This window comes from Mucilaginibacter sp. R-33 (assembly GCF_049949235.1).
Taxonomy (GTDB): Bacteria; Bacteroidota; Bacteroidia; order Sphingobacteriales; family Sphingobacteriaceae; genus Mucilaginibacter.
Genome location: NZ_CP188089.1, coordinates 4,103,335 through 4,117,321, shown reverse-complemented (window position 1 = coordinate 4,117,321; position 13,987 = coordinate 4,103,335). Strand labels below are relative to the sequence as shown.

The window sequence follows — 13,987 nt, the reverse complement described above, 5'->3', positions numbered from 1 at the left end:
TTTCTGCAAATTGTATCAAAAGTTAGTTAATTACTATCGGCACATACTTAAATATTGATTATCTGTTAGCTTTGATCTGAACCCCTGATTTGAGGGGCCGACCAATTAAACTGATCAAGCCGTTGCTGTTTCATCATGATGAAGAGACTATATTTTGCACTTATCGTTATTATAACCTGCTCATCATGCGGTAAAAAGAGCTGGGAAAAACCGGCCGAAAATCCGGATTTTATCCACCGGTCTATTAAAGATGTTACTGATGTGGTAAGGCATGATATTTATTCGCCGCCGGTTGCCAGTCGTATTTATGCCTATATCAGTGTGGCTGCATATGAGGCTGCGCGAAATGGCGATAATCATTACCAATCGCTTGAAGGGCAACTGAAGGGGCTCGACTCAGTGCCTAAGCCTATAGCCGGTAAAAAATATTGCTTCACGTTATCGGCATCGCATGCTATTTTAACCGTTGGCAAAATCCTGGTGATGAGTGAGGGCAGGATAGAGGGTTTTCATGACAAACTGATGCAGGAGTTTAAAAATACCGGCATGCCCGATAGTGTTTATGATAATTCGATAGCGTACGGTAAACTTATTGCCGACAGGATCATTAAATGGGCAGGCAAGGATAACTATAAACATACCCGCTCATTATCAAAATATGATGTGCAAACCGATGATGCCAGCTGGAAGCCCACCCCACCGGCCTACATGAAAGGTATTGAACCGCACTGGAACGAGATCCGACCATTTTTGCTTGATTCGGCACAGCAATTTAAACCGGCCCATCCCTTTACCTTTAGCAACATTCCCGGCAGTAATTTCTATAAACTGGCTATGGAAGTATATGATACCGGCAAGCACCTCACCGATGATGAGGCGACTATCGCCACTTTTTGGGATGATAACCCCTTTAAGGTGAATATCAACGGGCACACTATGTTTGCCACAAAAAAAATCTCGCCGGGAGGGCATTGGATCAATATCACGGCGCTGGCATGTCGCAAGGCGAAGGCCGGTTACGTGAAAAGCGCTGAAGCTTATGCTTGTATAGCTGTAGTTATTGCAGATAGTTTTATAAACTGCTGGGACGAAAAATACCGGAGCAAGGTGATCAGGCCCGAAACTTACATTAACCAGTATATTGATCAAAGCTGGATGCCATTGCTGCAAACGCCGCCTTTCCCCGAGTATACCAGCGGGCATAGTGTTGTATCTACCGCATCAGCAGCCGTGTTAGGCAAATTATTTGGCGATGAATTTTCGTTCGTCGACTCGACAGAAATGGAGTTTGCCATCCCCGCGCGCAATTTTAAATCCTTTAAAGCCGCGGCCGAAGAGGCCGCTATCAGCAGGTTTTACGGAGGTATCCATTATATGCCATCAATAACTAACGGTGTAGATGAGGGCGATAGGATAGGGCAATTTGCGTTAACTAAGTTGCATACTAAGAAGTAGCCGGATGACTGGTTTCGACCGTGTTTTTATGAATGGCCCAACCCGGCGCCAGTTCAGAATATAAATACTGATACCAGGAACAGCAAATAGTATGAAAGTAGTAACGCTTTCGCCAGATTCATAACGGCATAATCAGGTGAATTTATAAGGGTTATTTCCATCAGTTGTACCTTTAGTCGAGGGGTAATTATGGAACAATTTATAATATTAAAACAATGAAAAACTCATTTGTATGAACATTTAAGCTATGAAGATCTGAAAGTAAATAATCGATACCAATAACTGCTGTATAGTTAGGTTGGTAGAAATAGAATAAGTCATTGAATCATTAACGTTCCATACAATCTATAAATATCCTGTTTGGCAAATTAAAAACACTCGCTTAAACCATGTAAATACATAATTAACCTTTTACTATCTTTACCTGTACTTATATCCTCATTAAGGTTAGTAAAAGCCACTATGAAATTAGCCATCGACCATAAAAGCCCTATTCCACTCCATATACAGGCCGAGCAATTGCTTCGCGAACTGATCAAAGATCCGGTTTACCAGGCGGGTAAATTATTGCCTAACGAGGTAGAACTGGCAAAAAAGTTGGCTATATCCCGCACAACACTGCGCCAGGCTATTAACAAACTGGTTTACGAAGAACTGTTGATCCGCAAAAAGGGTTTTGGTACCAAAGTTGCTAACTCGAGGATCAGTTCAAAATCGATGAACTGGCTCAGTTTTTCGCAGGAAATGAAAGCGAGAGGTATTACCGTAAAAAATTATGAGCTGCATGTAAGCTGGGTATTTCCTGATGAAAGCACCGCCAGCTTTTTCGATATCAGTACAGAGAAAAAAATTGTGAAAATGGAGCGGTTACGGGGCAGCAGCGACAATCCTTTTGTTTATTTCATCTCTTATTTTCACCCGCGGATAGGCCTTACCGGCGAGGAGGATTTTAAACGCCCGCTCTATGAAATGCTGGAGGACGAATATTCTACGATAGCAAACCTGTCAAAAGAAGAGATCAGTGCACTGGAAGCTAATAAGTTTATTGCCGCCAAGCTTGAAATTGAAACCGGTAGCCCCGTATTGTTCAGAAAAAGATTTGTTTACGATCAGGGCGAGCGCCCCATGGAGTATAACCTCGGCTATTACAAAGCCGAAAGCTTCGTATACACTGTGGAAAGCCGCAGGACCTGATTATAAAGCGCTATACCCGATACCGTTAAGTTAAGAATTGACAAGCTGCACCAGAGGTGCAAAGGTTTGTAGCATATTAGCGCCTCCAGCTTTCCATTGCCCCAGAGGGACAAAACCACGCGCTTTGCCACTCAAATGGTCCCAGTATTTTATGGGTTAAGTTAAACTTAAGAGGGAATCTCGCAATCCCCCACTTTTTAAGTTAACGACTATGTTCATTAGTTCATTGCCAATTATCCATAAACCAATCGCTATCTATAAAAAAATACCAATAAAAATAAAATTTTCATACTAAGATGACAATAAATGTAAAGATTACACGTATATTTGTAACATCATGTGAATGGCTGACAGGCAGCGCCGCCGGTTCGACTCCGGGTTTACATCTCTTCTCATAATTTAGGTTTATAATTGGTTAGAACGCATTCCTGCCCATCAGGAGTGCTTCTTTTTTTTATGCCCTTTTTGAAGCGGAAGGCGGAATGCTTAAAGCAGAAAGCTTTTGAACTTGTTACCCATTGTTCCCGATAAACTCTTATATATAATATCACGAAATATATTAAAGTGCTTTTTGGGTATCCTGTGTCGTATTATTACCATGCTTAACATCCTTTACACACCTAAAGCCAACGTGGTTTGTTGCCGAGCGATATTCGCCTTTACCTCTCGAGCCTACCATATAGCGGGTGCAGTACTGGTCAGTACATAAAAATGAGCCGCCTCTTTGAACCTTCTTTTTTTGCCCCGGCTCCTGCGGATCTGAAGAATCAGAAGGCCCTTTAGGATTGCGCGCAACCATATTAGGATTAAAACTATTATAATAATCATTTCGGTACCAGTCAGCACACCATTCCCATGCGTTGCCGGCCATATCATACAAACCGTAAGCATTCGCAGGGTATTTTTTTATTGGTCCCAGGCCGGTTTCACCATCTTCGGCATTATCATGATTAGGAAAAGATCCCTGGAATGTGTTGGCCATCCAGCGCCCGTCCTGTTTTAACTGGTTGCCCCAGGGGTATAGCTCACCGGCTTTACCTCCTCTTGCAGCAAACTCCCATTCGGCCTCTGTGGGCAGGCGTTTTCCGGCCCATTTGGCATAGGCAGCAGCATCTTCCCAGGCTACCTGTACTACCGGATAATTTTCCTTCCCTATCAAGTCGGAGCCCGGCCCAAGCGGGTGTTTCCAGTCGGCCCCGTTTTGGTACGACCACCATTGCGAAATATCATCTAATCGCACTTTTTGATGCGGCGGCGTAAAAACCACCGATCCGGCAACCAGTTTTTCGGCCGGTACACCCGGAAATTCAGCCTCGGTAGGTTTTTGTTCAGCCACGGTTATATAGCCGGTAGCTTTTACAAATTTGGCAAATTGGTTATTGGTTACCTCGGTTTTATCCATGTAAAAACCATCAACAAAAACCCGGTGAACAGGCCTGGCATCGTCCATGGCTTCCATACCGCCATCGGTCATACCCCTTGGATTAACCCCACCCATGCTAAAGATACCACCAGGAATCCATGCCATATCCCGATCAGCTTTATTGGCAGATGTACGGTTCAAGTTAACTATTGTGGGTTTAAATGCCTCCCCGCCTTGCTGCATGTATAAAATGCTGTCTTCCCTGATCATCCCGTTTTTGGTACAGGAAATGGCTGCTTTAACTTTAAATCCGGCAGATGATGCATTAACAAGCCTTGAGTTTGTGGTATCAGTTTCATTTTTATGGCCGGAGGCGTGGCAAGCCTGGAAAACGAGAGACAATAGCATCAGGGTTAACCCTGTAAATAATTTAAGTCCGGTAAATGGGATATGCTTTATCTTCATCAAATTCAAACTTACTGATCTTTAGGTAAAAGCAGGCGATAGGTTATGTAAAGATTATAGGATAATGAATTTTACCTGCCGGGTATTCATCACTTATTACCCCGTTTTTTATACTTTTATAAATCCTGTTGTATCAAAATGCAGCAGGTATAAAATGAACCGAAAACGCTTCATCTCATCCTTAGTCACTGCCGGCGCCGCATTATCAACCTCAGGGGCGTGGTCGGTTACGCCACCCAATCCCTATACTAAAGCCCGTCACAAAATCCCCCCTTATTTGCAACCTGGAGATACCATAGGCATTATTAGTCCATCGGGATATATGAGCCTGGCCGACCTTATGCCGGCTGTACAACTTATGCAAACCTGGGGCTTTAAGGTAGAGCTTGGCAATAACACCGGCAAAAAGGATTTTATATACGGAGGAACAGATGAAGAACGCGTGGCAGACCTGCAGCAGATGCTGGATAACCCCGAGATTAAAGCCATTATGTGTGCAAGAGGGGGTTACGGATTGGTGAGGATCATTGACCGACTCAATTTCAAACAGTTTAAGAAAAATCCTAAATGGATTATCGGCTTCAGCGACATTACTGCCCTGCACTGCCATATCAACCGGAATTTTGGTATCGCAACCCTGCATTCAAAAATGTGCAATAGTTTTCCTGATGACTGGGCAAAGGCCGATGCTATGCAGATAGCCACTATTCAATCCATAAGGCAGGCGCTTACCGGCGAAAGTCTTAATTATTCGTCACCTGCCTGCTCCCAAAACCGCCTCGGCAAAGCCGAAGCCACGTTGGTTGGCGGTAACCTGAGCCTGATCGCGACGCTTTCGGGTACGCCGTCTGACCTTGATACGAATGGAAAAATCTTATTTGTTGAAGATACCCATGAACGCCTTTACAATATCGACCGCATGTTCTGGAACCTAAAGCAATGCGGTAAACTTTCGCATCTGGCCGGGCTAATTATAGGAGGCTTTCAACTAACGCCCGATATTGAAGGCGAAGAATTTGGCCATACCATTTATGATATCGTTATCGAAAAAGTAAAGGATTATATTTATCCTGTTTGCTTTGATTTCCCGGTGGGCCATCAGAAAAATAATTTCGCCCTTAAATGCGGTGTAAGGCATACACTTGAGGTTGGGACGGAAGGAAGTGTGCTTAAATCTGTTTAACCTTTATTTCAGATTTTCATCAAAATCAATAAACAGATCGGCTTTATCATTATCATAAATACCGCCTGCTATTATGCTTTGCCCGGTTGTTCCGGGATTGTTCCCCTGGCCCAGCGGCCATGAGCCTTTTGAGTTGGTAACCCCAAATCCGGCATAGGAAGCTGCCTGTAAAGCAAAATCGGTACAGTTATTTTTTGACAGGTGATACTCCAACCCATCGTATAATCGGGTGAGCTTCAGGATCCTTTTAAACCGGCGTTCGGTTATAAACTTGCCCATTACTTCATCCCACTTGTGCGCCTCATCATTTTTGAAAGTGCCCGAGGTTTCCGGCTCCCATGGAGTGGCTGAAAATATATTGTCCTTTTTAGGATAAAATCCGAAAGAAACAGAAACCGAGCTTGAATCGGTGTTGTACTTGATGAGGGTGATAAAAGTATGACCGGTGTTAGCTCGTACAAATACAGTCGGTTTACCCGGTTTTGGTTGTTTTACATGAAATAACAGCGCGTAAGCAGCCGCTTTTTTGCCATCGTCAAATGTGTTCAGGATGCGGTTATAAGTGATCGATTTGCTCTTCTTTTCTTTTTTATCTTTTAATTGAACCGGGGTGTTTACAAATACCGAATCGTCATTCGCATTAATGGCCAACAGGCCGCTGTTTAAATGTAACTGCCGGCCGGTTGTATCAGAAATAAGAGAATCCGGAGCAGCAGGTGCAAGATCACCTCCCGCTTTTTTAGATACCATCGCTTTAAAAAAGCACTTCATGGCCAAAGGGTACAAATGCAGCCTGGCAAATACATTGGCAAGCTTATAATATGATTTAACTTTCGCCTGGTTATAATTACTTTCGCCGGTATTATTGGCCGATAGCTCTTTTAAATAGCTCAAAACCTTTTTACGGCCGGCATGGGTATCCAGCTCACTTTCCAGGTCTGTCTCAAAAGCGGCATCGGCTTTATCAATAACAGGTTTGTTTGATACCCCCGCAAGCAGTTTGGATGAATAACTATCATCTATTATACTATGGGCAGATGTATCGGGCCGCAGGTTGAGCTTATATCTTACCGAAGCCGAGAACTGGGCCGATGCAGGAAGTACAGATAATATAGAACCAATGACTACAAAGGCGCTGAATAAATATTTTGTACGATAAGCGGTCATGATCAATTTTAAGCTTGTGACAATTGTTGTGTTACAGATATAATAGCGGGTAGGGGGGCGGTTACGATTTACCGGCAACAACAATAACCTTGCTGGCTATAGCTTAAAAAACGAAAACGGGGCGGTATAGTTTTCATATCAATACAAACGTAATAACATTTTAAATAGTCTACAAGTTTAGTAGATTATTTTTATTTAAACTTGCAGTGCAGATATATTTATAAAAATGATGGATCAGTACGCTTTAATTACGGGAGCAGGTAAAGGCATTGGGCGGTCAATGGCTATATTGCTGGCTCAAAAAGGATATAACCTACTGCTGGTTTCCCGGTCGGAGAATGACCTCATTGCCGTATCCGCCCAAATAAAAGCCAACTTGCATGTTAAGACTGATTATCTCGCGATTGATCTTTCGGGCGCAGGTGCGGCCCTCCGGGTCTTTGACTGGGCTAAAAACTTAAATGTACCAGTATCGATATTAATAAATAACGCGGGGCATGGTGCATGGGGAAATTTCGATGAATTGGATCTGGCCGCGCAAACCCGGATGATGCAGGTTAATATGAACGCCCTTGCCGAAATCTCTTATCATTTTATCCCTCTTTTAAAATTGCAGCAAAAGGCTTTTATCCTCAATGTAGCCAGTACCGCGGCTTACCAGGCGGTACCAACGCTGGCTGTATATGCAGCCACCAAAGCGTTTGTTTTATCATTTAGCCGGGCTTTAAGATATGAGCTTAAGGAAACGCCGGTATCAGTAAGCTGCCTTTGCCCAGGCCCCACAGATACGGGCTTTGCCCATAGCGCAGGGATGGATGCCCTGGCCGAACTGGCAGCCAAATTTAACATGACAGCAGATGAGGTTGCGGCGATAGGGATAAAAGGAATGTTCAACAAAAAGGCCGAAATAGTCCCCGGTTTTTTAAATAAGCTCTCGGCCGCAGCGGCAACATACAGTCCTAAAAGCCTGATTGAACGTGTGACAGCAGGGCTTTACAAGCATTAAAGAATATTTTCATAAATATTTGGAGTGATTAACAATTTGTTTACATTTGTATTAATCTACTAAAAAGATATATTTAATATACATTGAACAATACGCGCAACATATTATTTGCATCCTCAATGCGAATGCCCTTGATAACAAGGGTCATGTGCAGCTGTTGTTGTTAATTTTCTCTTAAAGGATCCGCTCCTTTCTTCCACCGCCCAGGCGGTACCCAGCGTTTACAAATTCATTTCCCGGTACAATAATATCTTTTCCTCCACATGGCAGCGTCATATCAAAAATTCACATTAGGCTCAACAATTACGTCCGAACAACAGGCTTTTTTTAATCAGCACGGCTTTATCCATTTCAAACGTTTTATTAAGCCCGAAACAGTTACCGACATCATCAATGCATCAAAGCAGGTTGAAAATACCTGGATAAATAATAACACTGAAAAAGTAAATGGCGTACCCATCAAATACGGTAAAGACCTTGACGGCTCGCCTATTGTGCAGCGTTTTGCTTTTATCAATCAGCACCATAACCTGTTAAATGAATTCACCAAAGATCCGCGTTTCGAGGTGTTGCTTAACCTGATAGGTGAAGGTTCGCGCCTGGGCACCGACGAAAAGGACGGCATGGTTTTTAACCACTACGTAAACGGCCCCGAAAGCAGTTTTACCAAAATGGGCTGGCATACCGATGGCCTGCGCGATATTTTTCACGGCCAAAAGTTAAACCCGATGTTGAATGTCGGCATCCATCTCAGCACGCTGAAACCCGAGAACGGCGGTTTACGCATCCTTCCCGGTACACATAAACAAAACCTTTACCAGATGCTTTTCCGTAAAAAGTATTTCCTTGATCATGATACCGACGAAAATGAGGTAGCCATTATCCCCACTGCCGGCGATCTGACCATACATGATGGCCGTTTATGGCACCGCGTAGCCCAGTCAACCGTAATTGGTGAAGCAAGCCGCCGCAGGGTAATCTATATCCCCATTATTGCAGGTAAATATGAGCCCAAGCATGCCGACAGCCCTACCGCTTTTTATCAACGTTTTGCAACTATTGTTAAGTAAAAATTTATGTTAATTGCCTTATTCATCAGCTATCTTATCCGCACCAGGAAAATAGCAGCCCTTAAAAGCTTTTTCACAGAGCAGGCACTGGTTAAAATCCCTGTAAAATATGCACCGAAATATTTAAGAAGAACGGGTCAGGCCTGAATATTACCTGAATCATTCTCTCCGAGTCACGCCGCCGCCGCTCGGCTCCAGCCGAGTGGCGGCGTAGGTTTTAGGTTTTTACTTATGCCGTTGTTGGTGTTGTCACCATATCCGTTAACCTAAGGGATTGAATATGTCGTAAACAATCTCAAAGGCTGCTTTTTTCCGTTTCTTAGGTTCAATGAGCATGTTTTTTATAATTGGGAAAATGAATATCTCGCACCACTGTTCAAAGCTCATGGAGCTTTTTACCACTTTTCTTAATGCATAATCAAACTGGCGTGCCTGCTTGAAAAACTTCCACATAGAGCAAGCGTATCCGGGCACTCCCTTTTGAATAGCTGCATCGATACATCGGAAGATCTTCCAGTTGAGTAATATCCATATGAATTTGGCGATCAACTGGCATTCCAATCTGTCTTTTTTAACTGCCTTGATCTGATGTATACCGAACAACGATTTCCATGTTTTGAATACTAATTCAATCTGCCATCGTAAGCGATACAATTGAATAATAGCTGCCGCGTTAAGGGATTCTTTCGTTGTATTGGTAATGAATACGCTGAATTTACAACGGGTCTTGTACTTATCAGTAAGTTTACTTTTCTGACTTTTTGCTTTTTGTTCAGCTTTTCTTATTCGTTCTGACCATACCGCCTCCGGTACAGGTAAAGCGATCAGGCGACAAGTGATGGCATCTTTACCTGTTCCAACAATAACCTCCGTATCAAAATGATTATTATTATTCTGCATCTTTTGGTACAGCTTTACCCAATCTATCTGCTTACCATTGCTGCACTGGACAAACTTTACCTGTGGGTGAGGTCTGTTCAGGAAAAATGCCTCTTCCTTAATTACTCTTGCAAGATATTCTAATGTTACAAACCCCAGGTCCCGGATATGCAATTCGTCTTTGCAGATCCGGTCTAATGTCTTTCCCGAATGACTTTGGTCATTTTCAGTTGCTTTTGTTAATTCAAGGTTCTCCCAGTTCCCGTGCTTCAAATCAAAAGAATACTGAATGTTCATAATAGAAGATACTCCAAAGTTTCCAAAGCCTGGATAATCTTCCGCGAATTGGTCGGGTAGCGTAAACTTAGAGGAATCAGCGATTAGCACACGTGAAAAAGGCTGCCAGCTGTTTAGCTGGCCATGATCCAGCTTTAAAGCCATTTGGGTTGACAAAACCGATTTCAGAAAGTCAAGCGTTCTTGTATTGAAGCGTTTGTGCAGTCCAACTTTACTTAAAGATTTCTGATGTTGCTGGGCCAGATCGTTACAGCAATCCTGCAGACTAAGCTGGCTATGGTCTAAATCACTAAACATCAACGTGTCGATAAACTCCGATGGTTTTAGCTTGGACTGCCTTTGTAGGAAACCACTTTTTCGAGCTAATTCAGAAAGTTTATCAGGGTCTATAACTGAGCGGATGCTGGTTTGTAGTTCGGATGCATAATCAGTAACAAATGTACTTTGATCGAAAATAAAAGGCGCTTTTCCCCTTAAAATGAATGATTATCGCGAAAAAAAACTTATTTTTATAAAAGAAAAGGCGGTAATTGCCTCGAAAACAAACCGCCTTTTTAATAAATATTAAACTATACAAATATGGGAAAATCTAAGTGGTTTTGCCCAATGGCGAAGCCCCGTCATTTATAACTCCTCAAAAAAACTTTTTTAAAATCCTTAGGTTAACGGCTATGGTGACAACACCAACAACGGCGGCGGAGGCCGGCCAGAGGCCGTTTTTATAGTTGCCACTCGACTGGAGCCGAGCGGCGGCGTAGGTTTTTATTTCAACCAAACCGTTTGCGTATAAGCACCATCAACAGCGGCATCCCAAACTTCAAGCCGTGCCCATTTGCGGCCTTTCATGTTCAACACTTTGTTAAAAGTTTTTGTGCCGAAGGCCTGGGTTGAGGTTAAATCGATCCGCTCACGGTAAACCTTTTTACCATCACCTGAAATGATTTCAGCAAAGTTGAGCGGGAATGTCCAGCTGGTTTTAAAACTCACAGTGCATTTGCCATCAGCCGGAAGAGTAATGGTTTCGCCTGATGAATGGCCATTCACTGTAAAATCTTCGATTAAAACTTCGCCGGTGGTAGAGAAAAATTTGCCTTGCTCCAAAACATCAAGCACCGGCTGCCAGCCATTTTTATATTGCGGCTGTTTGGCAAGTTTCAGGTAGTTTACATTGAGATGGGCGTACATTTCGTTTTCAGGTTCGATGCTGAACAAGTCTGCTTCGGAAAGTATTTTCTTTTTCAGCCCCCAATTATTCATATCATCCATCAGGTCAAATACCCGTTTACCTAAACGAGGCTCTGAAAGATCAGCAGGTAAAGCTTTCCAGGCAGCTCCTAAAAATCTGTCGGACAGGTAAAAATCTTCCTTCTTATAAGCATCCGGGAAACCGGTTGATCCCTTTGTACGGGCATGCGCTGTCCAGGCCAAACCATTTTCCGCTTTAAGCAGGTTCAGCATATCGGCTTTGTCACCAATGTGGTAAACTTTGCCATGTTCGGCATCGGTACTTTCAAAAGGCGTACCCGCCTTGCGCGACATGATCCAGTAAACCGGCTTAGGGAAAAATGCCAGCCAATGCCCGCCAAAAAACTCGTTAGGCTCTTCGCCGGGCAGCAGTAAAAAATTAGAATCAGACAAGCGGTTACACTGATCAAACAGCGCTTTTAATTCTTTAAGGCGCTGCTCGTCCGGTCCTTTAGGGTGCGCTGTGTAATGAAACTCAGCCAAATGAACTATGTTGATACCTTGACGCTTTAATACTTTTACAAACGATGGGCTATCAGGCACAGGCTTACCCGCCAGTACAACACTCATGATAAACTCATTATGAAAATGGCTTGCCATGGTTTTATAGCCGGGAAGCGGCTTGTAGCTGTCATCATGGGTAAATTGCTTAACATTCGCCAGCAATGCGTCTGCGCCGTCAGTTCCTAACAGACAAAAAAAGTTAAGCCGTTGTTTGGTTCCCGGAGGGGCATTAAACCAGGGCACAAAACGTTTATCACCCTGTAACTCCTGCCGGATACCAAGGCCAAAACCCGGAAGCAGGTTGCGATAATTACTGCCATACCATACAAATTTGAGATTAAAGGCTTCATCCAAAGGATAAAAATACTGATGCGGCGCGGGAAACACGGCTAGGCTGCCCTTATCGTTGCTCCCGATGATAGTACGGTATTTTACAGCAAGATTTTTAGCAGTATCAGGCTTGCTGACATCTTCTGTTTGCAGGTGTTCATACACGTCATTGTAATTGACAGCTTTAACCGGGTTGGTTTTCGCTACCAAACCTGCATCATACAAAATAGCTGTCGAGTCAATTTGTGTAGATACCACAGCGGCCACATTAAACATGGGCTGGCCGTTATAGAGGGTTATCTCCAGATCGCCCTTAAAATTGGGAGCTTCTAATCCGGGTATGGTAATTACTGTTCGGGTGCCTTTGCTGCTTACGCCGATTGACTTTTTATGAAAATCCACCTTATAGGAATGGTGCGGTTTCAGCGGTACTTTATCAAAAAAGATATTCCAGCCGTTTTGAGAGATAAGGTCGCGCTTGCCTTCTGTAAGGATAAACTGCGGATCGATATTTTCAATTACCGGCTTGTAAATACCTCCTTTACTTAACTGTACGCTGGTAAATAGCGGTTCGCCATTTTTTAAATTTAAAACAAGTTTAGCCTTGCTGTTAATCCCTGCCGGCCAGGTTACCGTTACGTTTGCGGTATTTGCCATTACACTTACGCCGGCTGCCGGTTTAAAGTTTTTATTACCTGATACCTGCGCCCCTGCATTAAAAAAAATGAGCGACAGCAATCCGCAAAGAACAAGATGTTTTAATTGATGAGCCATGTTGTTTTGTTATTTAGTTACCACCGGCCAGCCGTTTTGATACTTAACAGGACTAATACACATTACCCTGCCTTTTTCCTTATGTGCTACTTCGATGGCATGATAGGCTATGAATTTGTTCCCCTTTTCATCGGTGAAAATAGAATTGTGGCCGGGGGCTGTATAAACCGCGTCTTTTATTAAAATGGCGCTATTAAGTGTTTGATTGCTTTCTCCCAATCTTACAAACGGACCGAGTGGGTTATCAGCTTTGGCTATCATCACAGCGTAATTGGCCCCGATACCACAACAGTTATCACCCGAGTAATACAGGTAATACGTACCGTTATCATAATCAAGCCATGAGCCTTCAACCAGGTTGCTGTAGCTTTTATCCTTGCCCGGCTCAACAACAACGGTTGGCTGTGAACCCTCTTTAAAGCCCGACCAGTCATCTTTCAGCTCCTGTACCCGCAGTGGCTGAAAATCCGATCCCCAGTAAAGAAAATGCTTCCCGGTTTTAGGGTCAACAAAAGCTTTAGGATCTATACAGTGAAAACTTGGGCCTTTCATAAAAGGGATGCCCCGGTCGGTAAACGGGCCAAGCGGGTTATCTGCATAAGCAATGCCCATCCATTTGCCGGTCAACTCGTTTGGATCGGCTGAAAAGAACATCACAAATTTATTGAGTTTGGCATCGAAGAAAACATCCGGCGCCCAAAAGTTTTGCGTATTGGAAGCCCATGAAGGTTTTTGTGGCAAAGCATCACCAGCGTAAGTCCAATGTTCATGATCAGTTGACCAGGCCACCTGGATATTGATCATCTTTCCACCACCTCCCGGCGATTGGGTTGCATAAGCGTAATACTTACCATTATAACTGATCACCGTGGGATCGGGGAAATCCCTGTCAAGCACAACATGAATAAGACTATTATAAGGCGCTGGCTGTTTAGTCGGCTCAACTTGCTGTGCATGGCTGCGACAGGCGGTTATAGTGCCGAACAGACCCAGCATCAGGTAACTAAAAAACTTCTTCATAGGTGTAATTGGTTTAAAGGAGGTATTAGCGAGAA

General features: G+C 43.5%; 10 protein-coding genes. 5 read left to right on the top strand and 5 right to left on the bottom strand.

The genetic code is table 11. From position 1 onward, the window contains the following. Positions 1 to 135: 135 nt before the first annotated feature. Together ACP26M_RS16945 and ACP26M_RS16940 are read left to right on the top strand one after the other, a co-directional pair. Entirely contained in the window at positions 136 to 1,455 is a 1,320-nt protein-coding gene (locus tag ACP26M_RS16945) for a vanadium-dependent haloperoxidase (protein ID WP_426581675.1), read from the top strand. A 462-nt stretch (positions 1,456 to 1,917) separates the two neighbouring features. Beyond that, positions 1,918 to 2,649: a GntR family transcriptional regulator gene (locus ACP26M_RS16940; protein ID WP_090534090.1), complete on the top strand. Its 732-nt coding sequence runs from the start codon at positions 1,918 to 1,920 to the stop codon at positions 2,647 to 2,649. 559 nt (positions 2,650 to 3,208) lie between these two features. Here ACP26M_RS16940 and ACP26M_RS16935 read toward each other — a convergent pair. Next, positions 3,209 to 4,477, bottom strand: coding sequence for a formylglycine-generating enzyme family protein (locus ACP26M_RS16935; RefSeq protein ID WP_426581673.1), 1,269 nt, complete (start codon positions 4,475 to 4,477; stop codon positions 3,209 to 3,211). A 154-nt stretch (positions 4,478 to 4,631) separates the two neighbouring features. Here ACP26M_RS16935 and ACP26M_RS16930 point away from each other — a divergent pair, with 154 nt between their 5' ends. Then, positions 4,632 to 5,660, top strand: coding sequence for a S66 peptidase family protein (locus ACP26M_RS16930; protein ID WP_426581671.1), 1,029 nt, complete (start codon positions 4,632 to 4,634; stop codon positions 5,658 to 5,660). Between the two features lie 3 nt (positions 5,661 to 5,663). Here the strand turns inward: ACP26M_RS16930 and ACP26M_RS16925 are convergent, their stop codons facing one another. Beyond that, entirely contained in the window at positions 5,664 to 6,827 is a 1,164-nt protein-coding gene (locus ACP26M_RS16925) for a hypothetical protein (RefSeq protein WP_426581669.1), read from the bottom strand. Between the two features lie 226 nt (positions 6,828 to 7,053). On the opposite strand from ACP26M_RS16925, the gene ACP26M_RS16920 reads away from it, so the two are divergent. Together ACP26M_RS16920 and ACP26M_RS16915 are read left to right on the top strand one after the other, a co-directional pair. After that, positions 7,054 to 7,833 (top strand): SDR family NAD(P)-dependent oxidoreductase, encoded by a 780-nt coding sequence (locus tag ACP26M_RS16920; RefSeq protein WP_426581667.1) that lies wholly within the window; start codon positions 7,054 to 7,056, stop codon positions 7,831 to 7,833. Positions 7,834 to 8,096: 263 nt separating this feature from the next. Next, positions 8,097 to 8,903 carry a phytanoyl-CoA dioxygenase family protein gene (locus ACP26M_RS16915; RefSeq protein WP_426581665.1) on the top strand — a complete coding sequence of 269 codons (807 nt, stop codon included), beginning with the start codon at positions 8,097 to 8,099 and terminating at the stop codon, positions 8,901 to 8,903. A 261-nt stretch (positions 8,904 to 9,164) separates the two neighbouring features. Here ACP26M_RS16915 and ACP26M_RS16910 read toward each other — a convergent pair whose 3' ends face one another. The 3 genes from ACP26M_RS16910 to ACP26M_RS16900 form a co-directional block, all read right to left on the bottom strand. Beyond that, entirely contained in the window at positions 9,165 to 10,469 is a 1,305-nt protein-coding gene (locus ACP26M_RS16910; protein WP_426589693.1) for an IS4 family transposase, read from the bottom strand. A 372-nt stretch (positions 10,470 to 10,841) separates the two neighbouring features. Next, positions 10,842 to 12,932, bottom strand: coding sequence for a hypothetical protein (locus ACP26M_RS16905; RefSeq protein ID WP_426581663.1), 2,091 nt, complete (start codon positions 12,930 to 12,932; stop codon positions 10,842 to 10,844). Positions 12,933 to 12,941: 9 nt separating this feature from the next. Next, positions 12,942 to 13,952 (bottom strand): glycoside hydrolase family 43 protein, encoded by a 1,011-nt coding sequence (locus ACP26M_RS16900; RefSeq protein WP_426581661.1) that lies wholly within the window; start codon positions 13,950 to 13,952, stop codon positions 12,942 to 12,944. Positions 13,953 to 13,987 lie beyond the last annotated feature (35 nt).